This window comes from Marilutibacter penaei, from assembly GCF_014145395.1.
Lineage (GTDB): Bacteria > Pseudomonadota > Gammaproteobacteria > Xanthomonadales > Xanthomonadaceae > Marilutibacter > Marilutibacter penaei.
The window spans coordinates 20,684-46,549 of sequence record NZ_JACHTE010000001.1; the positions used below are offsets into that span (position 1 = coordinate 20,684).

Genomic DNA, 25,866 nt, shown 5'->3' on the forward strand with positions numbered 1-25,866 from the left:
CGCTGCTTGGGACATGAAAAAGCCACGGCCCCTCGCGGGGCCGTGGCCGTGTCACGCAATGCTTCGCTGGATCAGAAGCGCTGCTGGTACTTCATGTAGACCACGCGGCCGATGTCGAAACCACCGTAGTAAGCGTAGTTGCTGTTCGGCTGCGAGAACATGATCGGACCCTGGTGGTTGAACACGTTGTTCGCACCGACGGCGACGGTGCCGTTCCACGGGGCGCGCCAGGAGAACTGGACGTCGTGGAAGGTGTTGCTGCCGGTCCAGCGCACGGCATCCGGCTCGCCGTTCGCGTAACGGTCCGGGTTGGTGCACGGACGGTTCGGGACGCAGCTCTCCTTCATGCCCGAGTAGTAGCGCGCGGCATAGTTGATGCCGAAGTCGCCGAACTCGTAGTTCACGCCCAGGTTGGAACGCAGGCGGAAGATGCCCGGGGTACCCACGTAGCCGACCGTGATCGGGTCGCCGTCGCTGTTCTCGGCGGCCTGGTCGTACTTGCTGGTGTAGGTGTTCTGGAAGTCGATGACGAACTTGCCGAACGAGAACTCCGGCAGGCGGTACTTGACGCCCAGGTCGTAACCCTCGGTCTCCATCGAGCCCAGGTTGGCCAGGCCGTAGAACATGTTGGTGATGTGGCCGTCGGCCGCACGCTCGATACCAGCGCAACGGCTGCTGATGTCCAGCACGTAGCAGTCACGCAGGATGCGATCGACGCTGTCGGCGATGATCATGTCCTGCAGCTCGTACTTGTACCAGTCGAGCGAGATGTCCAGGCCTTCCACCCAGCGCGGGCTCCACACCAGGCCGACGGTCTGGCTCTCGGAGGTTTCCGGGATCAGGTTCGCGTTGGAGCCGGTGACGAACTGGTCCGGCGTCTGGCAGGGGTAGCTGGTGCAGGGCACCAGGCCCTGGCCGAGCTGCACGTAACCCAGCGGCACGCCGGCAGAGGTACAGGCGGCATTGCCGTTCACGCTGCCAACGGCGCCGACGCCGCACGGATCGGTGTAGTCCTCGAAGCTCGTGCCGATGCCGCCGTACAGGTTGTCGATCGACGGCGCGCGGAAGCCCTCGGCCCACGTACCGCGGACCAGCACGTCCTGCACGGGACGCCAGGTGAAGCCGAACTTGCTGTTGATGGTGTCGCCGAAGTTGCTGTAGTCCGAGTAGCGGCTGGCCGCGTTGAAGGTCAGCTCCTGCGCGAACGGCATGTCGGCCAGCACCGGGATGTTGAGCTCCATGTAGAACTCATCCAGGTCGTAGGCGCCTTCGGTGGTGGTCGCACCCAGGCCCGTGCTCATGCCGGTCTGCGCGAACGCGTCCGGAACGAAGCGGCCCGACTCCTTGCGGTGCTCGTAGCCCAGCGCGATGCCCAGGTCGCCGGCCGGCAGCTCGAACAGCGAACCGGTCAGGTTGGCGGTGTAGCTCTTGGTCTCGGTCAGGCCGGTGTCGGTGTAGTACGGGAACAGGAACTTCTGCAGCTCCGGATCCGACAGCGAGCCCTGCCCGGCGACGCCGTTCGGCAGCAGCGGGTTCCACGGGCGGCAGGCGTCCAGGCCGATCGGGTCGGCGGCGGTGCCGCACTGGGCGACGCCATCGGCGTTGATGAACGACGGGCCCAGCGCGTCGGCGGTGGCGAACAGGCTGGCGTCGCCATGGCCACGCTTGGTCACGCGCTGCTCACCCAGCATCGCGCCGACGTCCCAGTCCCACGGCTTGCCGGCGATGTCGAAGTAGCCGTTGAAGCCGCCGGAGAACATGTAGGTCTCCAGCTCGCTCTTGGTGGTGCGCGGCACTTCCCACAGGCGGCGGCGGAACTCGATGTCCTGGCCGATCGGGTTGAACGCGCTGTCGCCCGACAACGGGGTGTCGAACGCGCCGGACTGGTACGGGTAGCCGGCGATCTGCTGGTCGGTGGTGCGGTGGTTGTAGAGAACGTCGGCGTTGAAGTTGATGCGGTCGCTGATGTCGTAGTTCGCGTTGGCGAAGACCGACTTGCGCTCGATACCGGTGCGCACGAACATCTGCTGGTTCGAGTTGGCGTACTCGTCCGGCGTCATCACGTGGTAGTCGTTGACGTTGGTCGGGTCGCCACCGGCGTTCAGGGTGCACCAGGCATCGGCGCCGCCCGGGCCGCAGGGGCCGAGCCAGGAACCGTTATGGCTGACCGGGCTCCAGCCCGAACCCGGGTAGTCCGGACCGGCATTGCCGTAGGCACTGAACCAGCGGTCGCCGGCCAGGACCGGGTCTTCCTTGCTGTACTCGACCGACAGGGTCACGCCGCCGCGGTCGCCGTTGGCGCCCATGGTGAACGAGTACTGCTCGATCTCGCCGTCGCCCTCGCTGTACTGACCGATGTAGGCATTGGCCTCGGCACCGTCATAGCGCTTGCGGGTGATGACGTTGACCACGCCGGCGATGGCGTCGGAACCGTAGATGGCCGACGCGCCGTCCTTCAGGATCTCGATGCGGTCGATCGCCGAGGTCGGGATCTGGCTCAGGTCCTGGTAGCCGCCGGTGGTGGCCGGCAGGCGCTTGCCGTTGACCAGCACCAGGGTGCGGGTGGCGCCCAGGTTGCGCAGGTCGATGTAGTAACCACCCACGTTCTCGCCCGAAGCCAGGGCCTCGGCACGCGAGATCGCCGGGGAACCGGCGGCGGTGATGTTCTGCAGGATGTCGGCGACCGAGGTCAGGCCCTGCTGCTCGATCTCCTGGCGGCCGATGGTGATGATCGGCTGCTGGGTCTCCATGTCGGCGCCGCGGATGCGCGAGCCGGTGACCTCGATGCGGTCGAGCGTGGTCGCCTCGGCGCCGGTATCGGCTTCCTGGGCGCCAGCGATGACCGGGGTGAGCGCGAGGGCGATGCTGGCCGGCAGCAGGCCGACGCGCACAGCGGAACGCAAATGGTTCATCTGTCTCTCTCCAAAATATCGTTATGGGCGTGTTAAAACGCCCCGTCACGTTACGTTCCGGTTCGCCAGCGTGCTTTGCCGGCCGCGCCCGAAAAGTTTGCCGATCCTGCCTTCGCCGCCTGACTGCGATAGCGGCTTGCCGACATGCCATAACGGGCCCTGAACGCACGCGCGAAACTGCAGCAATTGTCGAAGCCGGAGGCGGCCGCGACCTCGCCCACCATCATCGACGTGTTGAGCAGCAGGTCGGCCGCCTGCTCCAGTCGCATGCGCGCGGCGGCGGCCTGCGGACTCTCGTCATAGAGCGAGTGGAAGGTCTTGGAGAAGTACCAGCTGGAGAAGCTGGTGAGCTCGGCCAGCTCGCTGATGCGGACGACGCGGTCGCGATTGCCCTCCAGGAACAGGTGGGCGCGCTGCAGGCGGCTGAACACCTGGCGCTTGCGCGTGCTCGAGCGGCCCGGGCAGCGCGCGACGCGGGCGGCGATGTGCTGCTGGAACGCGGCCAGCTGCACCAGCATCGGGCGCAGCGCCGCCATGTCGCCGCCCGGGTGGCCACCCGCCTGGCGGGCTACGCCGCGCCACAGGGAGAGCGCGGTGCGCAGGTCCCTCAGCCGGACGTGGCCCCGGCCGGCGTACAGGCCGCAGTGGGTGAAGCGGGCGATGGCCTGCAGCGCGTCCGCCGACAGCCCCAGGCCGATGCACAGGCCATGGGCATCCGCCTGCACGATGGGACGGGAGTCCTTCTCCAACGCGATCCAGTCGCCTCGACGCAGGCGGAAGCGCCCTTCCCGGGCTTCCACCCAGGCCGAGCCCCGCACCTGGATCCAGACCGAGAATTGCTGGCCGCCGCCCTGGGCACTTCCCAGCCGGGACACGGCGATGCACGTGCCCATGGCCGGCGACTCGCCCCCCTCGAACTGCACCGACTGGCCTCGATCGGCCCGAAGCACCTGTTCCATACCGGGTCACCCACTTTGCTTGAAGTGGCCCGATCCTTGCCGGAACCGGTCGCAAAAGCCTGATGGAACCCGAAGGCTTGGGCGAATTCGTTCCGAGGCACGTCCGAAAGAAAGCTGAAAGGGTTTTTTACTTGTGGATCAGTTACTTGATCCAGCCGGGCACCTCGACCTGAGGCGTCGTCGCGGTGCCGCCCGGCACCTCCATCAGGCCGATGTCCGTGCCGTCATCAACGGCCTGGGCCGAGATCACGACATTGGCCCGGGACGAACTGGTGAACCCCGTGGTGGCGCTGAGGTGGTCGCGGTCGAGGCAGCGATGGGTGGCGTGCCCGACGGCGTCGTCCACGCCGATCCGGCGCAGGCTGCTCAGGCAGGCCGGCTGCGGTTCGATGTAGTCGATGCTGCCGTCCTCGGCCACCGCCCAGGCCTGGAAACGCCAGCGGACCGGGCGCTCTGCGTCGATCTTGCGGATGCTGCCGGCCGCCAGCCCGAGATCCACTTCCCACAGGCCGTTTTCCGACGGCCGCGTGAACAGGACCCTCGCATGCGATGCGTCCACCCGTGCGAGGGACACGTCTTGGATCTTCGAGACCACGCGCCACGGTGACGTCGTCCGGTCGAGCAGGGCCAGGCACAGGGTGCCGGCCTCGTCGCGCACCGTCATCAACAGCCGGCCCGGGTCGGGCGTGTACATCGCCTGCAGCACGCGGAACCGCGGTCCGGGCATCGGCAGGAAACTCACCTGTCCGCGGGTGGGTGTGACCTCGAACACCCCCTCACGACCGGTTTCGTCGTATCCCACCACCAGCATCCGCCGGCTGTCGGGGGCCCATTCGGGCCGCGCATGGGTCGCCGGATGCACGCCCTCCACCTGTCGCAGCGTGTTGGGCTGCTCCAGATCGGCCCACCAGAGGTGGAAGTGCCCGGTCCGGTCGGACGCGAATACCATCTGCCGGCCATCCGGCGCGAGCGACGGCAACGTGTCGCGTCCGGACGAGGCGAACAGGTGCTCCCTCGCGCCTTCCAGGTCGTCGCCCTCGCGCTCGGTCCGGAAAAGGCCGAACTGCGGTCGGCGTCGCACGAACGCCAGCACCCCGGCGCGGCGGGCCACGCTGGGCGACTGGGCATCGTCCAGGCCGAGGTCGCGGATGGTGCCGCTTGCCAGGTCCAGGTGGTAGAGGCGCACCTCGCTGTCGATCCGCCGCCCGAAGACCATGCCGCTGCCGTCGGGCAGCCAGTCCCATCCGCGGAACTCCCCGCCGATGTGGGTCAGCTGCTCGGGCGTTCCGCCGTCCGCCGGCACCCGCCATAGATCGCCGATCTGCGGGTTGCGCACGAATCCTATCCACTTTCCGTCGGGCGAGAAGCCGGGGTCATGATCCAGCGACACGCCATCCCACACGCCTTCGACGTCCCGCCACTGCCCGGTGGTCAGTTCCAGCAGGCGCAGGCCCGCGCCTTGCGGACCCCGGCCCATGCTGCCGAAGATCAACTGGCGACTGTCGGGGCTCCAGCCGAAACTGACGAGGCCGCTGACATCGCATGCGGTGACGCTGCGCTCGCTGCCCCCGCCATTGGCGGGCGTCACCAGCACATGGCAAGCGTCGCCCGGTCCGTAGCGGATGTAGGCGATCTCGCGACCGTCCGGCGACCATGCAGGCTGGCGATCGGACACCCCGTCGGGCGGGAAGCTGATCTGTCGAGGCTGGGAGGCATCGGTGGTCTGCACCTGGATCACGGTGCCGCGTCGCCCCGGCAGCGTGGCCGAGTAGGCCGCCATCGAGGCATCCGGCGACAACGTCGGCGCCAGCTCGAATCCCGGCGCCGAGGTCAGCAGCCGGTAGGGCCGTGCCGGCACGGCGGGCACGGGGTCCGCAGGCGAGGCCCCGGCACTCGCCTCGCCCCCGTCGCGCACCATCAGCACGCCGGCGAGCACGCCGACCAGCGCCAGCGCACCGACGATCGCAAGCGTCACCACCAGCACGCGCTCGCGCAGCCAGCCACGGTCCGGGGCAGGCGCTTCGGAGGGCCCGGACGCGGCAAATCCCGGACCGGCCGGAGCCTCGACGGCCGGGGTCGCCGGCGCGATGGCCTGAGGGGCCGCCGCTTCAGAGGCCTGCAAGGCCACTGGCGCCAGCAGCCGATACCCGGTCTTGGCGATGGTTTCGATGTACGGATCGCCGTCGCGCTGCTGGCCAAAGGCCTTGCGAAGCTGGGTGATGGCCTGGGTCACGACGTCGTCGCCGGGCATCGTGTCCGGCCACACTTCCGCCAGGAGCTGTTCCCGGCCGACCACCTTGCCCGCATTCGCGACCAACACCATCAACACGCCCATGGACTTGGGCGTGAGGCGCCGTGCACGGCGCACCCCGGGCGCGGTGATCTCGCGCAGCGGCACGTCGACCACGCACTCTCCGATGCGCAGCCGGTCACCGATGGGAAAGGAGGTGTCGTTGGAGAGGGACATCAACCAGAAATTCTGAACAGGGTCCGCCGGGCCGGTATGTGCCGGAAGTGGCGGTCACCGCCCATCCCGGCAGATCCGGCAAAGTGCCCCGGCGGGCACGGCCAAGCGGATGGGCGCGCGGAATTCTACCCTGTCGGTACGGCTCCGCATGGCGGAACGCCGCACCCAGGCCCTCTCTCGCCGAAGTCCATTACGCTCGGATTCACCATTGGCGCCCCACGGCGCCTTTTTTCTGGACCGGTCACGCCTTCCGATAGACCTGGGCCCCGGCCTGGCGGAACTCGGCGGCCTTCTCGGCCATGCCTTCCGACAGCGCCGCCTCTGCATCCAGCCCGTGTTCGGCGGCGTAGTCGCGCACGTCCTGGGTGATCTTCATCGAGCAGAAATGGGGCCCGCACATCGAACAGAAATGCGCGGACTTGTGCGCGTCCTTCGGCAGGGTCTCGTCGTGGTATTCGCGCGCCCGCTCCGGGTCCAGGCCCAGGTTGAACTGGTCTTCCCAGCGGAACTCGAAGCGCGCCTTGCTCATCGCGTTGTCGCGCGCCTGCGCGCCCGGATGGCCCTTGGCGAGGTCGGCCGCATGGGCGGCGATGCGGTAAGCCATCAGGCCTTCGCGTACGTCGTGCTTGTTGGGCAGGCCCAGGTGTTCCTTGGGTGTCACGTAGCAGAGCATGGCGGTGCCGTACCAACCGATCATCGCCGCGCCGATCGCGCTGGTGATGTGGTCGTAGCCGGGGGCGATGTCGGTGGTCAACGGGCCGAGCGTGTAGAACGGCGCCTCGCCGCACTCGCGCAGCTGCTTGTCCATGTTTTCCTTGATCAGCTGCATGGGCACGTGCCCGGGCCCTTCGATCATGGTCTGGACGTCGTGCTTCCAGGCGATCTTCGTCAGTTCGCCCAGCGTCTCCAGCTCGCCGAACTGGGCGGCGTCGTTGGCATCGGCGATCGAACCCGGACGCAGCCCATCGCCCAGCGAGAAGGCGACGTCGTACGCCTTCATGATCTCGCAGATGTCCTCGAAGTGTTCGTACAGGAAGCTTTCGCGATGGTGCGCCAGGCACCACTTGGCCATGATCGAGCCGCCGCGCGAGACGATGCCGGTCACGCGCTTCGCGGTCAGCGGCACGTACCGCAGCAGCACGCCGGCATGGATGGTGAAGTAGTCCACGCCCTGCTCGGCCTGCTCGATCAGGGTGTCGCGGAAGATCTCCCAGGTCAGCGCTTCCGCCTGGCCGTCGACCTTCTCCAGCGCCTGGTAGATCGGCACGGTGCCGATCGGTACCGGCGAGTTGCGGATGATCCACTCGCGGGTCTCGTGGATGTGCTTGCCGGTGGACAGGTCCATGACGTTGTCCGCACCCCAGCGGATCGACCACACGAGCTTCTCGACCTCCTCGGCGATGCCGGACGACACCGCGCTGTTGCCGATGTTCGCGTTGACCTTGGTCAGGAAGTTGCGGCCGATGACCATCGGCTCGCTCTCGGGGTGGTTGATGTTGCACGGGATGATCGCGCGTCCGCGCGCGACCTCGTCGCGGACGAACTCGGGCGTGATCAGGGCCTGGATGTTCGCGCCGAACGACTCGCCGCGATGCTGGTTGAGCAGGTGCGCCTCGCGGATCGCCTCGATGCGCTGGTTCTCGCGGATCGCGATGAACTCCATCTCCGGGGTGACGATGCCACGACGCGCGTAATGCATCTGGGTGACGTTGGCGCCGGCCACGGCACGGCGAGGCAAGGGCCGCTTGCCGAAGCGCACCGCGTCCAGGCGCGGGTCGGCCTCGCGCTTGCGCCCGTACTCGGACGACAGCCCGGGCAGCACTTCGGTATCGCCGCGCTCGGCGATCCACGCCGCGCGCAGCGGTGCCAGCCCGCTGGCCAGGTCGATCCGCGCGTTGGCGTCGGTGTAGGGCCCGGAGGTGTCGTAGACCGCGAGCGGGGCGTTGTCCTCGCCGCCGAACATGGTCGGCGTGCGCTCCAGCACGATCTCCCGCATCGGGACCTTCAGGTCGGGGCGCGAGCCCTGCACGTGGATCTTGTGCGAACCGGGGATCGGGCGGACGACATCGGCCGACAGCTCGTCGGCCTGCTGGAGCAACTGGGAGGGGACCGCGTTCATCGGGTTCGTCCTGTGGAGCGCCCATCGGGGCAGGGACGAAGCGGGCGGCGTCGGCCCGGCCACGGGCCGGTCCGGCGAAGCTTCCCTACGCCGGTCTCAACCGGATCAGGTTCGAAGGGTCTGTCTCAACCGCGGGCCCCTGGGGCCGCGGTACCCCCGCTTCGGGGCCTATTGGACCACGGGGAACCTCCCGGGGCCACCCCGTGTGCGGCGCCCCTCACTCCTCGCCGCGCACGGGGGTGAACAGCAGGTCGTGGAAATCGAAGCTGAAGTCCGCGATGGGCGAGACCGCCTTCATCGTCACCCGCTCCACGTGGCCCTCCGCATCGAGGGCGAAGGTGACGTAGGCCGGCTCCAGGGTCTTGTCGTCCCAGTCGGCGCGGAAGGTGTCGTACTGCCAGTGGCTGAGGGTGCCCTCCATGTCGGGCGTGTTCTGGAAGTCGATGCGCAGGCCGTCGCGCTCCTGGCGGATCTCCATGGGGCCATACCAGGGGTCGCGGAAACGACCGGCGTAGTCGGCGAGCGGCAGCGAGGGGCGGCTCTGCTTTGCTTCCGGCGCGGTGGCCTGCAGCGCCTGCAACGCGCCGTCGACGCGTGCCTGGCGGAAATCACCGAAGGCCTTGATCCAGTCGGTGTCCGGCGCATCCAGGTAATGGTCGAGCAGTTCGTACTGCAGGCCCCGGAGTACCGCGCCGTCCTCGGAGTTGATGTGCAGCGAGAAGCCGATGTCGCGCTCGGGGACCAGAACGACGACGGCCTGGACGCCGAACACCGCGCCGCTGTGCTCGATCACGCGGACGCCGCGGTAATCGCGTACGTTCCATCCCAGCGAATAGCTGGAGAACAGCGGCGTGGTCGCCGCGATCGGCTCGGGCAAGGGGCTGACCGGAATCGGCACGACCGGCGTCCACATCTCCCGCGCCTGTGCTTCGCTGAAGACACGGGTGCCGTCGGGCAGCGCACCGTGGCCGAGCTGCAGGGACAGCCACTGGGCCATGTCGTTGGCGCTCGAGGCGATCAGGCCGGCCGGGGCGGTCACCTGCGGCAGGCCCGCACGCTCGTCGAGCGTCTGCTGGTTGCCGGTGCCGCGGATCGGGCCGTCCAGGCGGGCATGCGGCTGCACGCGGTTCGGCGTGGCGTAAAGGTCGGTATCGAGCGTGGTCGAACGCGCCATGCCGGCGGGCCTGAGCAGGCGGTCGCGCACGAACTCTTCCCAGCGCTGGCCGGAGACCTCTTCGACCAGCTGACCGGCCACCACGTACAGGACGTTGTCGTAGGCGTAGCCGCTCCGGAAGCTGGTCGCCGGCTTGATGTGGCGCAGCGCCTCGACCAGCTCTTCGCGGCTGCGTGAGGTGCGCGGCACGAACATCAGGTCACCGGCGCCCAGCCCAAGGCCGCTTCGATGCACCAGCAGGTCGCGCACGGTGATCTCCCGGGTCACCCAGGGATCGTGCATCTGGAAGCCGGGCATGTGGTCGATCACGCGGTCGTCCCAGCCGAGCTTGCCATCGTCGACCAGCACCGCCAGCGCCGCCGCGGTGAAGGCCTTGCTGGTGGAGCCGATCAGGAACAGCGTGTCGGCATCGACCGCCGCGTCGCCCCCGAGCTCCCGCACACCGTACCCCTTCGCGAAAACCGGCCTGCCCTCCTCGACGATCGCGACCGCCATGCCGGGCACGCCGAAGCGCGACATCGCCTCCTCCACCCGCGTATCGAGGTCGGTGGGCGGCGCGGCGAGGACGGGGGTCGCAGCCAGCAGGCCGATGACGAGGACGGCGGCGGGCAGGGTTCGGGGCGCGACGGGCATGTGTATCTCCTCGGGGCGACGGCGCGGTTCACCCGCGCGTGGATTCGGGGTGGGCGGATGCCGGGCGGTGGGGAGGGCCCGGGTCCCCGACGGCGGGGTTGCGCCACAGCCACCATGCGCCGTACGTCAGTACGGGCAGCACATAGAGACCCAGGAACACCCAGGCGAGTGCGCTGTAGCCTTTGGCGATCAGCGCGACGAGGCCCACGCGGTCGGCCACCAGCATGGACCCGACCAGGACGATCACCGCGACCGCAGGACGCAACCAGGCCGGCGCCGGACCGCGGCGTCGCAGGGTCCAGCCGGCGACGATCCGCTCGTTCACCGCATGGACGGCGCCGACGCCGCTTTCGAGCAGGGCCACGAACACCATGGCCTGGAACACCAGGTGGAACCACGGCCGGTCCAGGCGGCGCAGCAGGAAGTCCGACGGCAGCGCCTCCGCGCCCACCGCCGGATACCAGCCCACCATGCAGACGAAGAACAACAGCGCCGGGAGCATCGCCAACGGGCCTGCCAGCGCCCCGGCGACCAGGGCATCCCGGCGGCGGGTGAAATGCCGTGCCAGCGGCAGCACGATCACCGCGGCCACCACGTTGTAGCCGGCGTAGGTCAGGCCATCGAGGGCCCACGCGCCGGTCGGCCCGGGTCCGGCGAAGGCGCGCGCGATGCGGTCGCCGAACGCGTCCAGCGAGAACACCAGGAACAGCGCGAACACCGCATACAGGAACACCGATGCCCACTTGAACAGCCGCTCGACCATCGGCCCGCCCAGGCCGGAAAACACGGCGATGCCGAGCATCAGGAGGACGGTGCCCACCCACAGGGGCCAACCCAGCACGGCCTGCCCGATCGCGCCGGCGGCCGCACCGAACACCGCGAGGATCAGCACCATGAACAACAGGTAGGCCACCTCGAACGCGACCCAGCCCGGTCCCAGCAGGCGCTGGAAGAAACTGCGGTAATCGAAGGCGCGGCCGGCGTGCGCGAGCGCGAAGGTCGCCGCGCAGACCGCGCTCCACACCAGCATCGCCAAGGCGATGCCCAGCAGGCCGCCGCGCGGGCCTCCCGGCAGGAAGAACTCGGCCAGTTCGCGGCCCGTGGCGTACCCCCCGCCGATGACGACCGACTTGAACGCCAGGCCGGGCAACAGGTAGCGCTGGAAGCGGGAAGACCCCTGGCTCAACGGAGCGGCCCCGGCGGGACATCCAGGAGACCTGCGCGGGCAGGCGAGGACCTCACGCGAGGCAGGCCTCGACCAGCGCTTCGAACTCCGCGCCGCCGCGCATGGGATCGGCGACCGGGCACCCCAGGCGGTGGCGCTCCTCGCGCATCAGGCGGCGGGCCGCAGACTCGTCCATCCCCGAGGTGTTGAGGCTGACGCCTGCACAGCGGATCGCCGGCGAGGTGCGACCGCCCAGCCGGAGGGCGAGGTGGATGGTCTGCTCGATCGCGGGCACCGGATAGCCCGGATACCCCAGCATGTGGGCTCGCCCGGGCTGGTGGCACACCACCAGCACGTCTGGCTGGCTGCCGTGCAGCAACGCGAGCGAGACGCCTGCGTAGGCCGGATGGAACAGCGAGCCCTGCCCTTCGATCACGTCCCAGTGCGCGGGATCGGCGTCGGGGCTCAACTGCTCCGCGGCACCGGCAGCGAAGTCGGAGACCACCGCGTCCATCGGGATCCCGCCGCCGGCGATCAGGATGCCGGTCTGGCCGGTCGCGCGGAACTCGGCATCAAGACCGCGCTCGCGGAACGCAGCCGCGAGTGCGAGCGCGGTGTACTTCTTGCCCAGCGCGCAATCGGTGCCGACGGTCAACAACCTCCTGCCGCTGCGCGGCCTGCCGCTGGCGACCGGGATGGCTGCCGGCGGCTCGCGCACGTCGATCAGCCGCCGACCCAGGCGATCCGCCGCCTCGCCGAGCCCTTCGATGTTCCGCAACCGCGAATGCATGCCGCTGACGATGTCCAGGCCCGCCTCGAGGGCCGCCACCAACGCGTCCACCCAATGCGCGGGAATGAACCCACCGGCATTGGCGACCCCGATCACCATCGACCGCGCGCCGCGCACACGTGCCTCGGCAGGCGTCAGCGCGGGCAGTCCGGTGCTGACCGTGCCGCCCTCGAGCACGTACTCGCCGACGCATCGCCCCCGCGCCCAGTCGCGCAGGCCGAAAGCGGTCTTGGCGTAGCCCGGCTCGGTGGTGTCGCCGAGGAACAGCAGGTAGGGGCCCGGCACCTCGCCGGGCCCGCTCGCATCCACGCCCCCCCTCGATGGGCGGGCCATCTCCACGGCTTCTTGCTTCAACATGCCTGCCCGACCTCAGAACCGGTAGTCGACCTCGACACCAAAGGTCCGCGGCTGTATGGGAGCCGCGAGCCAGCCTTGCACCGCGCCGGTCACCTGGTTCTCGCTCGTCGACATCGCCGAGTAGCCGCGCTCGTCGGTGAGGTTCTTGACATAGGCCCTGAACGACCAATGGTCGTTGCCCAGCGCCGCATGCAGGTCCAGCGAGTAGTAGCTGTCGAGTTCCAGCGGTGGCGTGATCGTGGTCGCCAGCACGCTCGGCGGCTGCGTGTCGGTGGTGATCACCTCGCGCTGGGTGGTGCCGCCGACGCGGTCGTCTATCCAGCGCACCCCGCCGCCGATCGTTCCTTCCCAGGTCGACCCGACGGGGAAGTAGTAGTCGATCGTCGAGGAGAGCGACAGCTCCGGCACGTAAGGCATCAGGTCGCCTTCGAGGCCCGTCGTCAGCTCGACGACGTAGGGCGGCGACGGGATCACCGCGGTCGGGAAATCCTCGCTCAGTTCGGCATCGGTGTATGCGGCGTTGAAACCGATCTGGAGATCCGCGCTCGGGCGGAACACGGAGGCGAACTCCAGCCCCTGGCTGGTCGCGGTGCCGCCATTGACGAGGCCGGACGCGCCGTTGAACGTCGCGATGACCTGGATGTCCTCCCAGTCGATCCGGTAGGCCGACACGTCCACCTGCAGGCGGTTGTCGGCGAACATCGACTTCAGCCCGACCTCGTAGCTGGTCAGCGTGGACGAATCGACCTGCGCCGGGACGCCCGGCAACAGCACGTTGGGGCCGCCGGGCTGGTAGCCGGTGGCGACCTTGCCGTACAGCATGCTGTCCTCGCCCAGCTTGAACTGCGGCGTGAGGCTCCAGGTGAACACGTCTTCGCTCGAACCGTTGGGCGTCTCGCCTACCGGCAGCAGCAGGCCGCTGACCACGTTCTGGCTGAAGTCCTGGTCGTTCTCCGCGTAGCGCACGCCGGCACCGAGCCTGAACCGGTCGGTGAAGGCATAGCTGGCATTGGCGAAGAACGCCGTCTCCTTGTACTCGGTTGGCAGGTACAGCAGCGCGAGATTGCCGGCGATATCGTCGTACGGCGCCGGCAAGGGACTGCCGTCGAGCTGGTTCAGCGCGATGAACTGGCGGTTGTCGCCCTCTTCCTCCGTGTAGAACACGCCGACCATCCACTCGAGCGGCGTGCCGGACTTCGAGGTCAGGCGGAACTCCTGGGTCAGCTTGTCGAGGGTCAGGGTGTTGTCGAAGTAGGAGCTGCCGGGGTCCGGCAACCCGAGTGCGAGGTCGGCGAAGTTGCCGTAGGGCACGGTCGTGTCCTGGCGACGGAAGGTCTCGGTGTCGGAGTAACCCGTCGCCGACGTGAAGTCGGCCCAGCCGAAGTCCACGTCGAGCGTCGCCGCGTAGTAGTCGATGTCCTTGCGGAAGGTCTCGTCGACCCAGACGCGGTTCTCCAGGTCGCCGTCCATGAAGCCGCCATTGGCCGGGTCCAACAGGATGAAGGCGTTGTTGTCGCTGTCGATCGTCTGCCGCATCGCACTGAGCTTCAGGCCGGCGCGCTCGCCCTGCCATGCCAGCGCGGCGCGCGCGCTCGTCTGCAGGCCATCGTTGATGTCCTCTTCGCCGTTCACCGCGTTGTCGATGTAACCGGGGATGTCGTTCCTGGCATAGCTCACGCGCATCGCCAGGCTGTCGCGCACGAGCGGGAAGTTGGCGCCAAAGCGCACGTTGTTCCCGGTGCCGCCGCCGCTGACGCTCGACAGCCCGCCGCCGATGCGGAACTCGGTGAGGGTCGGGTCGGGCGTCACGGTGACGTACTTCAGCAGGCCGCCCATCGAGCCCGCGCCGTACAGCGTGCCCTGGGGACCGCGAAGCACCTCGACGCGGTCGATGTCGTAGGGCAGCAGGTCGAGGGCGAAGATGGTCGCGGCCTGGTAAAGGCCGCTGGAGCCCACCGGCGTCTCGTCGATGTAGGTCCCGACCGTTGCACCCGAAGACAGCGGCGCGATGCCGCGCATGGTCACCGTCGTCTTGCCCGGGGTGCCGTCACTGGAGACGTTGAGGCCGGGGGCGTAGTCGGCGAAGTCGCTGAGCTGTGTCGCACTGGAGCGCTCGATCCGCGCGCCGTCGATGACGCTGATCGCGGAGGGCACCTCGCGGATGTTCTCGACGCGCTTGTTGGCGGTCACCAGGACCGCGTCGAGTTCGACGGCGTCGTCACGTACGGCGCCGTCGGTGGCGTCCGCTTGCTGGGCCATCGCCGGGCCGCCGAGCGCGAGCGCGCAGGCGACGGCAGCGACGAGGGGCGTGCGGCGGAAAGGCCGGTTCGGCTTCGGGATGGTCATGCGGCGCCTCCAGGACGGATGGGATACCGGACGGGCATCCGCTCCGGCGCGGCGCCCGTTTTTTCTATTTGGAAATTAATTCCCCGATACGGACTATTGATCCCAAACAGGTGCTTGTCAATCGGTTTCGGCCACCGGACGGGCACCGGTCCAACCGGGCCCGCGCACCACGCGGCCGGGCGTGGCCCCGGTGTGCTCGCCGGCGCGCAGGACCTGCACCCCGTTCACGAACACGTCGCTGACGCCGGTCGCATAGCGCATGGGCGCCTCGAAGGTGGCGTGGTCGATGATCGTGTCCGGGTCGAAGACGACGATGTCGGCATGGCAACCCACTGCGAGGCAGCCCCGGCCCTCCAGCTTCCAGTGGCGGGCCGGCAGCCCGGTCAGGCGATGCACGGCCTCCTCGAGCGGCATCAGGCCGCGTTCGCGAACGTAATGGCCCAGGAAGCGGGCGACATTGCCGTAGGCGCGCGGATGGGTGCTGGACTTCAGGAAGGCGCCCTCGGGCGCCGATGCTTCCGCATCCGAGCCCAGGCTCACCCAGGGCTGGCGGAGGCCCAGTTCGACGTTCTCCTCGCTCATCAGGAAGTAGGCGGCGCCGACCCGCGAGTCGTCTTCGACGATCAAGTCCATCACCGTGTCTTCGGGCGAGCTGCCGCGCACGCGCGCAACGTCGGCAAGCGTCCTGCCGGTCAGCGGCTTGAGGGCTTCGCTGTTGAAGCCGATCAGCAGGATCCGGTCGTCGGAACCGGCGAGCAGGCGCAGGTTTTCCCACTCGACGTCGGGGTCGCGCATCTCGGTGGCGACGCGCGCCCGGATCGCGGGATCGCGCAGCCGCTCCACCATCGCATCATGGCCGCCGGCCTGCACCCACGGCGGCAGGGCGGCGGTGAGTCCGGTCGCGCCGGCCGTATACGCGTACATGTCCGCCGCCACCGAGACGCCCTCGGCACGGGCTGCGTCGATCCTGGCGATGGCTTCTGCCATTTTCGGCCAGTTCTGCTCGCCCGCGGCCTTGAGGTGGTAGGCCTCGGCATGCTGGCCGGTGGCGCGCCCGATCGCGATGGTTTCGTCCAGCGCTTCGAGGAAGCGATCGGCCTCGCTGCGCATGTGCGCGACGTAGCCGCCGCCCGATTCCGCCGCGGCCTGCGCGAGCGCCATCAGTTCGGGCGTCTCGGCGAACGCCGCGGGGGGATAGATCAAGGACGCGCCGACGCCGAGCGCGCCTTCGCGCATCGCCTCGCGCACCAGCTCCTGCATGCGTGCCAACTGCGCGGGATCAGGGTCGACATCGCCTTCGCCCAGTTCGTGGATGCGCACGGTGGTCGCACCCACGAACGACGCCACGTTCGGCGAAACCCCCTTCGCCACCAGGCCGTCGAGATAGCCGCCGAGCGTGTTCCATTCGACGGGGTACTTGATGTCGCCCTGCTGCGCGACGGCATCCGCCTTCATCGCGTCGGTGTAGGGGCCCATCGACCAGCCTTCGCCGAAGATCTCCAGCGTCACGCCCTGCTTGATGTCGCTCATCCCGCGGCCGTCCTCGATCAGCGACTCCACCGCCCAGCTGAGGACGTTGATGAACCCGGGCGCTACCGCATCGCCCCCGGCATCCAGCACCTCGGTCGCGGTACCCGCCCCCGGCGGCAACCATGCGGCGATGCGGTCACCCTCGACCGCGATGTCGACCCGGCGCGGCGGAGCACCCGTGCCGTCATGGACCACCCCATTGCGGATGATCAGGTCGTACGTCGCGTCGGCATCGAGCACCGACGCAGGCATCGAAGCGCAGCCGGCGAGGCCGAGCAGGACGGACAGGCTCAAGAGGGATCGCATCACGTGAGGGCTCCCGGTCGATTACGGAAAGGGTCATGGCGGCTCACGAGAGCCCCCGGTACAGGCCGATGCCGACGAAATTGCCGACCACGTAGCCGAGGATGCCGGTTGCGACCGCAGGCACGGCGAGGCGGCGCCAGCCGAACAGCACCGCGAAGGCGATCGCGATCGGCGGGCCGCCGATGCACGCCGTCGACGCGATCACCAGTTCGGCATGGTTGAGGCGGAACAGGCGCCCGGCCAGCAGCACGAAGGCGATGTGCACGGCGAAGAGCACCAGCACGTAGGCGAACAGCGCCGGTGCGGCGTCCAGCAGCGCGCGCAGGTCGGCGCCGGCACCCAGCATCGCGAAGAACAGGTACATGAAGAGCGTGGCGACCAGGTCTTCGCCGGAGAGGCCGCGCAGCCACCGCCGGCCGATCGTCGCGATCGCGACCATGATCGCGGTGATGAAGAGGATGCCGTAGCTGGGCTGGCCGATGGCCGCCGCGATGGCATCACCACTCGCGCAGGCGAGCGCCGCGAGGGCGAGCGCGATGGACAGGTCGATCAGCGACGGCGGGCGGCGGTTGATCGCATCGCCATCCGCGGCTTCGTGGAGGCGTTCGCTTCGCCAGCCGAAGTGGCGACGGAACAACGCCGCGTTCGCCACCGCACCGACCATCAGCAGGTAGCCGAGACCGACCACGTTGTCGATCGCGATGCCGGCGGCCAGGGCCGTGGGATCGCGGAAGCCGATGGCCTCGGCGACCGCCGCATAGTTCAGCGAACCGCCGGTATAGGTCGCACCGAACACCGCGGCGAACTCCGCCTCGTGCGGCCCGAGGTCCAGCAGCAGCGCCCCGAGCCAGGCGCCTGCGACCACGCCGAACACGCCCGCGACGAAGGCCACCAGCGTTCGCCCGCCCTCGACCACCATGCTCACGAGATCCGCGCGCAACAGGAACAGCGCGATCGACAGCGGCACCAGGATCTGCCAGACCACGCCGTAGGTCGGCGCCGAACGCGGGATCACGCCGAGGTTGGCCAGCGCCATTGCCAGCGCGATCACGATCATCACGCCCGAGACACGCTGGCCAATGCGCGTCCGTTCGAGCCGGGCACCGATCGCGGCCAAACCGAAGAACACCGCGAGCAGGGCAAACGCGTTGTCCGCCGGCACCAGGGTTGCGATGGCGCCGGGTGTCGTCACCGCGCGGGAACCGGTCCGCCCCAGACCGCGTCGGGGCATTCGATCATGCCGTCGCGGTACACCACCGCCGGGGCCCGGTCCTCTTTCAGGAACACCGGCCCGTCCAGGTCGACGACATCGCAGTGCTGGCCCAGGATGAAGCCCGGCGCCGCTGCCCAGCTGCTGCCGGCCATGTTGCCGACCATCACCTTCAGGCCCAGCTCCCGGGCGCGCGCGGCGATCATCAGGCCCTCGGTCAGGCCCCCGCACTTGTCGAGCTTGATGTTGACGACGTCGAAGCGGCCCACCAGCGCATCGACTTCGTCCAGGCCCTGCACGCTCTCGTCGGCGGCGATCGGGATGCGGCGGTCGACGCCGTCCAGTTCGTGCTCATGGCCGCGCCGGCAGGGTTGTTCCAGCAGCGAGACGCGGGCCGCGTGCAGCGCAGGCAACAGGGTTTCAAGGGTGTCAGCCACGTAACCCTGGTTGGCGTCGACGCCGATCCAGACATCGGGCCGGGCCTCGCGCACGGCGCGCACGCGCTCGCCGTCGAGCAACGCATCGCCCGTCAGTTTCAGTTTGAGCGCCTTTGCCTGCGCGTAGCCGCGCGCGCCCGTCGCCATGACGGCCGGGTCGTCTGCGCCAAGCGTGAACGTCGTAAGCAGCGGCCTCGGCTCCGGCAGGCCCGCCAGTTGCCATGCAGGCACGCCCGCACGGCGCGCCTCCAGTTCCCACAATGCGCAGTCGAGCGCGTTGCGCGCACCGCCGGGTGGGAGCAGCGACCGCAGCTCATCGCGCGACAGACCCGCTTCGATCGTGTCGCGCAATGCCTCCAGCGTCGGCAGCATGGTGGCCGGCGTGTCATCCAGGTAATAGACACCCGCGGCCTCGCCACGGCCCTCGAAGCGACCGTCATCCAGGACCACGACGGTCGCCGGCATCGCCTCGAACACGTAGCCGGAGATCCGGAACGGGGCGGCCAGCGGCAAGGGTTCGTTGCGCAGCGTCAGGGTGACGCGCGGGGCATGCGTGCTCATTCGTGTCCTCCGGCAGGCCCGGATGGGCGCGACCCGGAGGCCACGCCCATCGACCTCAGTAGTTGGCGCTGTAGCCGACCAGGTGGTAGACCACGGCCATCCACAGGATCGCCACGCAACCGGCGGCCAGCACGATCGCCCACAACTTCGCCCAGATGCGACGGCGGCTGCGCAGGACCTGCCAGGCATTCCACAGGGCCACCAGGGCGCCGATCGGGAACACCACCAGCGACACGATCCGCAGCGCACGCACCAGGCCGTCATTGGCGGGGCCGAGCATGTCGAGACTGCTGAACATCGCGGCGATGGTGCCGAACACGCCGAGCACGGTCACGAGCACGACCAGCGACGCGATCCGGATGATCCGGTGCGCACGCGCGTCCTCGCCCACCAGCCGGTATGGCACGCCGTAGTGGCGACGGACCAGGGCGGAGATCGGCCACGTGAGGACCGTCAGCGCCAGCGCGATGATGCCCACGCCGACCAGCGGCAGCAGCCAGGCGGCCGAGCGCCACCACGGCACCGGCTCGAACACCGTGAAGGGCGACACCGGCTCGAAGCTCCAGCGGACGACCTTGCCGTCGACGACCTGCGCGGCGAGGCGGTCGCTGCCGGCGACGTCGCGCCAGACATAGGGGGCGACCTCCTTCCACTTCACCGGCAGGCCATCGAGGCCGGTCAGCGCCGGCACCGAGATGCTGCCGTCCTCGGTCGCGACCACCTTGGTCTGCCCCACGAGGTTGAGGATGGCCAGGAAGTTGCGGTCGGGGCGACGGCTGCTGTCGTACAGGCCCGCCATCTGCGCGGCATGCTCGCGCGCCGTGGCCTCATCGACCGCGGTTTCTTCGACCTTGCCGGGCAGGTAGCGCTCCGCGAACGCCTTATGCAGCGCACCGCGGATCTTGCCGGCGGCGCCCTCGCGACCCGCGCTGTTGAACGATACGAACACGCCCACCCCATCGTCGATGAACAAGGGCATGTCACTGTGGAACCATTGCGTGTCGCCGGCATGGGCGATCACCCGCCGGTCATTGACGTTGTATTCGTAGAATCCCAGCAGCATGCGATTCAAGGGAGGCAGCATGTCCAGCGCGGTGCCGTGCATCTGCTGGGCAGTCGCCGGCTCGAGGATGCGCGCATCGCGGTACGCGCCGTCCTGCAGGTGCGCGATCATGAAGCGCGCCATGTCCTCGCCCGAAGCCGAGAGACTGCCCGCCGGCGCGGGGGTCACGAACTCGAACTCCTTGGGCGCGTCTTCGCCATAGGCATAGCCCTTGGCCATCAGCGGCTGCAGGGCCTCCGGCAGCGGCTGGCGGAAGCTCGCATGGCGCATGCCCAGCGGCGCGAAGATGTGCTGCTCGATGTAGTCGTCGAAGGATTGGCCCGACGCCCGTTCGACGACGTAACCGGCCAAAGCAGTCGCGTAGTTGGAATAGGCCGGCGTCGTGCCGGCATCGAAGATCCGCGTTGGCACCCAGTGCTTCAGGTAGGCATCGAGCGCCACGAACTGGGTCGGGTCGGCGATGATCAGGCCGCGGATCGCCTCCTCCATGCCGGTGGTGTGGGTGAGCACGTTGCGCAGCGTCACCGGCGCGCCATTGCGCTCGGGGATCTGGAAGTCCAGGTAGGTGTTGATGTCGGCGTCGAGGTCCAGCTTGCCCTGCTCGACGAGCTGCATCACCGCGGTCCAGGTGAAGAGTTTCGAGACCGAGCCCGGGCGGAACAGCGTGGTCGCCGGGTCGACGGGGGTGCGTGCCTCGACGTCCGCATGACCGTAGCCGCGCGAGACCAGCACCTCGCCGTCCTTCACCACCACGACGACGGCCCCCGGGATGCCGCCTTGCCGGATCGCATAGGGCAGGAACCCGTCCAGCCACGCGCCGACGTCGGCACCGGTCAGCCCGCCGGCGTCGTCCGCGGGCGGCACCTCCACGCCGGGAACGCCCTCGACGACATCCGCGACATCCGCGACATCAGGATCCGCAGGCACCGGGCCCGCCACCGGCTGGACCGCGTCGGCGGTGCGGGACTGGGACACGGCGGGCATCAGCGCCAGCAGGGCGCCCAGAAGGCAGGCCAGCGTGGCCGACGAATGCTTGGACATCATCTCTCCCCGGATGGGCCGCGGTCGGCGGCATGGGCGGACTGGAGACCCCCGCCTCCGTCCTGTTCTGGCAATAGTGATCCTGATTGGAAAATTGTCAACCCGGTATGGCAAAGACCGTCACAAAAGGCGATCATGATCTTCGACCTGCGTGCGCCCGCACCGGAACGTCCCACCCCAGCAGGAAGCGCCTCCTAGATGACCTCGCCCCACCCGACGATCGGCAACCTGTTGCGCGCGCTCCGCGCCCGGAACGACTGGACGTTGAAGGAAATGAGTGAGCGCTGCGGGATCCCGGTGTCCACGCTCTCCAAGGTCGAGCATGACCGCCTGTCCCTGACCTACGACAAGCTGCAGCAGGTCGCGCAGCGCCTGAACATGCGGATGTCGGAGCTGTTCGCCGAAGAGGAAGGCGATCCCGAGCCCGCCGTGACCGCACGCCGCAGCATCGGCCGGATCGAGGATGCGGTGCGCGTCAACACGCCCAACTACGATTACTACTACCTGTGCCCCGAGCTTCGCCGCAAGCGGATGATCCCGGTCCTGACCCGGGTGCGCTCGGGCAGCCTCGAGGAGTTCGGCGCCCTCGTCCACCACACCGGCGAGGAGTACGTGCACGTGCTGGAAGGTGCGATCCGCGTGCACACGGAGTTCTACGACCCCATCGTGTTGAAGGCGGGCGAAGCGGTGTACCTGGACTCGAGCATGGGCCACGCCTACACCACGGCGGAAGGCTGCGAGGAGGCGCTGCTGCTGGGTGTCTGCTCGAGCGCCGACGAGCAGTTGCTGGAATCGCTGATGACGCTGCACGGCGACGAAGGCACGGAAGGGGGCCACGCCGCGGCACCGCCGGTGCGTGCGCCCACGGGGGTCCGTTCATCCCGGCGCAGGCGCACGGGCCGCGGGTAAGGCCCGTCCGGTTCCAGACGAAACCGTTGACACTCCTGGACGCCCTGTGATTATCTCGGCGTCATGACGCATCGCAACACGCTTCCGCCGTCCATCTGCGTGCCGCCCTCCGGGGGCGCGTCGATGACGTGCGGGTTCAGTGCGTCGTCCCTCGAGGTCACCGCGATCACCACCATTACCACCACCGGCACTTGTCTGCCGGGGTGCGACCGCGCGTGAACTGAAGCAACCACGCCGCTCCGCCCCCCGATCCGGGTGCGGCGGTCTGGCACCGGGATTCGAGGACGGGGCTCCACAAGGAAGCCCGCCATGTCCCAGTCCAGCCCCCTCCACGCCCCACCCCTCGCCCCACCCCTCGCAGCGCCCCCCGCAGCCGGGATGCGCCAGGCGCCCCCCGTGACTTCGCATGTCGCCAGCCGCACCCACAAGTTCGGCGGGAGCAGCCTGGCCGATGCCGCGCGCATCCAGCATGCGGCGCAGCTCGTGGACGACGGCACGCAGCGGCGGGTGGTGGTGGTATCGGCGATGCACGGCGTGACCGATGCCCTGATCGGCCTCGCCCACCAGGCCCAACGCGGCGATGACTGGCTCCCGGGCTGGCAGGCGCTGAAACAGCGCCACCTCGATACCGCACGGGCGGTGACGGGGGCCGGACTGGATGCCGCGATCGCCGCGGATTTCGACACCCTGCACACGCGCCTGGTCGACATCGCACCGCGCGCACCGCTCGCACCGGCGGAGTCCGCCTGGATCCATGGCCTTGGCGAAGTGCTCTCGTCCCGATTGATGCATGCCGCATTGGGCGGCGAGCACGCAGGCTGGTTGCGGCTGGACGCGCGCGAGGTGCTGGTGGTGCACCCCGGCGAACTGGGGGTCGCGGTGGACTGGGAGGCCTCGCGGCGACGCCTGGCGGCATGGCGGAGCACGCGGGACGTACGCCAGGTGGTCGTCACCGGTTTCGTGGCGAGCGATGCGCAGGGTCGCCCGACGACGCTCGGCCGCAACGGCAGCGACCACTCCGCCGCCATCTTCGCCGCGCTGTTCGAGTCCGATGCGCTGACCATCTGGACCGACGTGGATGGCGTCCTCTCCGCGGACCCGAGGCTGGTGCCTGATGCGGTGTGCCTGCCGATGCTGTCCTATGCGGAAGCCTGCGAACTGGCGTACTTCGGTGCGAAGGTGCTGCATCCGCAGACGATGGCACCCGCGATCCAGCGCGAGCTGCCGGTCCACATCCGCAACTCGCTCAACCCGGATGCACCGGGTACGCTGATCAGCGCTTCGTCCACCGCGGCCAGCGCCGGCGCCAGCGGCACGCCGGTGAAGGGCCTCAGCGTGGCCCAGGGCCTGGCCGTGCTGGAACTGTCGGGCGGCGGCCTGATAGGGGTCCCGGGCACCGCCGAACGGATGTTCGCCTCCCTGCATGCCGCGAACGTGTCGGTCACGATGATTTCGCAGGGCTCGTCCGAACACTCCATCTGCTGCGTGGTGGATGCCGCGCAGGCCAGCGCGGCGCGAGCGGCCGTGGAGGCGGCATTCGCCGAGGCCATCGCGGAGGGGCAGGTTCAGGGGGTGACGGTCACGCCGGACATCAGCGTGCTCGCCGCGGTGGGCGACGGCATGGTCGGCAAGACCGGCGTGGCGGCGCGCCTGCTGTCCGGCCTTGCCCAGGCGCGCGTCAACATCCGTGCCATCGCCCAGGGGGCCGGGGAACGCAACATTTCGGTGGCGGTGGCCGCCGCCGACGCCCAGCGGGGGCTGCGCGCGGCGCATGCGGCCTTCTGGCTTTCGCCGCAGACGCTGTCCGTCGGCCTGATCGGCCCCGGCAATGTCGGCCAGGCCCTGCTGCGTCAGCTGGTCCAGGCCGCGCCGCGCTTTTCCGGCGACCATGACCTCGACATCCGCCTGCGCGCCATCGCCAACAGCCGCGGGATGCACCTTGCCGACAAGGCGCTCGATCCTTCCAGCGCGGTGGACGCGCTCGCCGGTGCCGAACCGCTCGACCTCGAGCGCTTCACCGAGCACGTGCGTGCCGAGCACCTGCCGCACGCGATGATCGTCGATTGCAGCGGCAGTGATGCGGTCGCCGATCGTTACGCCGACTGGCTGGCCGCGGGCATCCACGTGGTCACGCCCAACAAGCATGCCGGCAGCGGCGACTGGACGCGCTTCCAGTCGATCCAGGCCGCGCAGCGACGCGGGGGACGGTTCCGGTACGAGGCGACCGTCGGTGCGGGCCTCCCGGTCGTGCAGACGCTGCGCAACCTGCTCGATACCGGCGACGCCCTGCACGGGATCGAGGGCATCTTCTCCGGTACCCTGGCGTGGCTCTTCAACAAGTTCGACGGCTCGCGCCCGTTCTCCGAACTGGTACTGGAGGCACGTGCCCTGGGCTATACCGAACCCGACCCGCGCGACGACCTCTCCGGCACCGATGTTGCCCGGAAACTGGTGATCCTCGCGCGTGAAGCGGGGCTGGCCCTCTCGATGGAGGACGTGGAGATCGAGAACCTGGTCCCTCCGACGCTGCGGGACCTGCCTTTGGACGCGTTCCTCGCGCGCATCGATGAGATGGACACCGACATGCAGCGACGCCTTGGGGATGCGCAGGAGCGCGGTGGGAAACTGCGTTTTCTGGCCTGCCTGGACGCCGATACCGCGCGCGTGGGGCTGGCGGTGCCGGAGCCGGGCCACGCCAGCCTGCACGGCCAGCTGACCGACAACCTGATCCAGTTCCGCACCGCCCGGTATCCTGACAATCCGCTGGTGGTGCAAGGCCCCGGCGCGGGCCCGGACGTGACCGCTGCCGGCATCTTCGGCGACATCCTCGCGATCGCGCAGACGTTTGGAGCCCGCGCATGAGTACATCGATCATGGACATCGCCGCACCGCGGCAGGGAGACAGGCCCGTGCAACAGGACTCCGCCCCGACGCAGCAAGCCCGCGCGTTCGCGCCCGCCAGCGTCGGCAACATCGGCGTCGGTTTCGACCTGCTCGGCCACGCCATCGAGGGTCCACGCGACGTCGCCACGGTGCGCCGCATCGACGCCCCCGAGGTCCGCATCACCGCCATCACCGGCGACGTGCCCGGCGTCGACCGGCTGCCGTTGGACGCACCTCGCAACACCGCCGGCCAGGCCCTGATCGCGCTGCGCGAGCGGCTCGGCCTGGCGCATGGCTTCGAGCTGTCGCTCCAGAAGGGCATCGCGCTGGGATCCGGCCTGGGCGGCTCGGCGGCGTCCTGCGTGGCGGCGCTGGTCGCGGCGAACGCCCTCCTCGACGCGCCGCTGTCGCGTGATGCGCTCTACCCGTTCGCGCTCGATGGCGAATCCGTGTCCAGCGGCAGCCGGCACGGCGACAACGTCGCGCCGATGCTGCTCGGCGGCGTGGTCATGGCCACGCATGACCGGATGATCGCGCTGGCGGTGCCCGCTTGGCTGCACGCCGTCGTCGTCCATCCCGACCAGATGCTGGAGACGCGACGGGCCCGCGAAGTGCTGGCCGAGCCCTACCCGCTCCCGCTGGTGGTCCAGCAGAGCGCGCACCTGGCGCTGTTCCTGACCGGCCTGCAGCGCGGCGATGCGTCGCTGCTGCGCGAAGGCCTGGTCGACCTGCTGGTCGAGCCGCGTCGCGCGCCGCTCATTCCCGGCTTCGACCGGGCCCGGCAAGCGGCCCTCGACCACGGCGCACTGGGCGCCAGCATTTCGGGCGCCGGCCCGAGCACGTTCGCCTGGTTCGAATCGAAGGCGGAGGCCGAGGCCGCCGCCGCACCGATGCGGCAGGCCTTCGTCGATGCCGGCTTCGACGCCCGGGTCCATGTCAGCCCTGTCGCCGGCCCGCGTGCCGACGTGATCCGCTGACCGTTTCCGCCCGCCCGCGCGGTGCCG

General features: G+C 69.2%; 15 protein-coding genes and 1 riboswitch. Of the genes, 3 read left to right on the forward strand and 12 right to left on the reverse strand.

Translation table 11 applies throughout. The annotated features are described in order from the left end of the window. Positions 1-71: 71 nt before the first annotated feature. The 12 genes from H4F99_RS00100 to H4F99_RS00155 all read right to left on the reverse strand — a co-directional run bounded on the left by H4F99_RS00100 (position 72) and on the right by H4F99_RS00155 (position 21,070). Positions 72-2,912 carry a TonB-dependent receptor plug domain-containing protein gene (locus H4F99_RS00100; RefSeq protein ID WP_182667686.1) on the reverse strand — a complete coding sequence of 947 codons (2,841 nt, stop codon included), beginning with the start codon at positions 2,910-2,912 and terminating at the stop codon, positions 72-74. Between the two features lie 50 nt (positions 2,913-2,962). Beyond that, on the reverse strand, positions 2,963-3,871 hold the full coding sequence (locus tag H4F99_RS00105; RefSeq protein ID WP_182667687.1) for a helix-turn-helix domain-containing protein: 909 nt from the start codon (positions 3,869-3,871) through the stop codon (positions 2,963-2,965). A 142-nt stretch (positions 3,872-4,013) separates the two neighbouring features. Next, positions 4,014-6,338 (reverse strand): winged helix-turn-helix domain-containing protein, encoded by a 2,325-nt coding sequence (locus H4F99_RS00110; RefSeq protein WP_182667688.1) that lies wholly within the window; start codon positions 6,336-6,338, stop codon positions 4,014-4,016. Positions 6,339-6,579: 241 nt separating this feature from the next. Then, positions 6,580-8,457, reverse strand: coding sequence for a phosphomethylpyrimidine synthase ThiC (gene thiC / locus H4F99_RS00115; protein WP_182667689.1), 1,878 nt, complete (start codon positions 8,455-8,457; stop codon positions 6,580-6,582). Between the two features lie 64 nt (positions 8,458-8,521). After that, positions 8,522-8,625, reverse strand: a riboswitch (TPP riboswitch). Between the two features lie 49 nt (positions 8,626-8,674). Further along, positions 8,675-10,264: a serine hydrolase gene (locus H4F99_RS00120; protein WP_182667690.1), complete on the reverse strand. Its 1,590-nt coding sequence runs from the start codon at positions 10,262-10,264 to the stop codon at positions 8,675-8,677. Between the two features lie 28 nt (positions 10,265-10,292). Continuing rightward, complete coding sequence (locus H4F99_RS00125) at positions 10,293-11,450, reverse strand: YkvI family membrane protein (protein ID WP_220480970.1); 1,158 nt, start codon at positions 11,448-11,450, stop codon at positions 10,293-10,295. Between the two features lie 52 nt (positions 11,451-11,502). Beyond that, positions 11,503-12,576, reverse strand: a complete 1,074-nt coding sequence (locus H4F99_RS00130; protein WP_246371168.1) for an N-acetyltransferase DgcN family protein — start codon at positions 12,574-12,576, stop codon at positions 11,503-11,505. A 12-nt stretch (positions 12,577-12,588) separates the two neighbouring features. Beyond that, complete coding sequence (locus H4F99_RS00135) at positions 12,589-14,922, reverse strand: TonB-dependent receptor (protein WP_182667691.1); 2,334 nt, start codon at positions 14,920-14,922, stop codon at positions 12,589-12,591. A 117-nt stretch (positions 14,923-15,039) separates the two neighbouring features. Further along, on the reverse strand, positions 15,040-16,758 hold the full coding sequence (locus H4F99_RS00140) for an N-acyl-D-amino-acid deacylase family protein (RefSeq protein ID WP_182668104.1): 1,719 nt from the start codon (positions 16,756-16,758) through the stop codon (positions 15,040-15,042). 43 nt (positions 16,759-16,801) lie between these two features. After that, positions 16,802-17,989: a DUF819 family protein gene (locus H4F99_RS00145; RefSeq protein WP_220480972.1), complete on the reverse strand. Its 1,188-nt coding sequence runs from the start codon at positions 17,987-17,989 to the stop codon at positions 16,802-16,804. Continuing rightward, positions 17,947-18,966, reverse strand: a complete 1,020-nt coding sequence (locus H4F99_RS00150) for a dipeptide epimerase (RefSeq protein ID WP_182667692.1) — start codon at positions 18,964-18,966, stop codon at positions 17,947-17,949. The genes H4F99_RS00145 and H4F99_RS00150 overlap by 43 nt, the downstream gene beginning before the upstream one ends. Positions 18,967-19,021: 55 nt before the next feature. Beyond that, positions 19,022-21,070, reverse strand: coding sequence for a serine hydrolase domain-containing protein (locus H4F99_RS00155; RefSeq protein WP_220480973.1), 2,049 nt, complete (start codon positions 21,068-21,070; stop codon positions 19,022-19,024). Positions 21,071-21,268: 198 nt separating this feature from the next. Between H4F99_RS00155 and H4F99_RS00160 the strand changes: the two genes are divergently transcribed. From H4F99_RS00160 to H4F99_RS00170, 3 genes are all read left to right on the forward strand, one after another. Further along, complete coding sequence (locus H4F99_RS00160) at positions 21,269-21,979, forward strand: helix-turn-helix domain-containing protein (RefSeq protein ID WP_182667693.1); 711 nt, start codon at positions 21,269-21,271, stop codon at positions 21,977-21,979. A gap of 309 nt (positions 21,980-22,288) precedes the next feature. After that, entirely contained in the window at positions 22,289-24,841 is a 2,553-nt protein-coding gene (thrA, locus tag H4F99_RS00165) for a bifunctional aspartate kinase/homoserine dehydrogenase I (protein WP_425487976.1), read from the forward strand. Continuing rightward, positions 24,838-25,839, forward strand: coding sequence for a homoserine kinase (locus tag H4F99_RS00170; RefSeq protein ID WP_182667695.1), 1,002 nt, complete (start codon positions 24,838-24,840; stop codon positions 25,837-25,839). Before thrA ends, H4F99_RS00170 begins: the two co-directional genes overlap by 4 nt. The last annotated feature ends 27 nt before the right edge of the window (positions 25,840-25,866 follow it).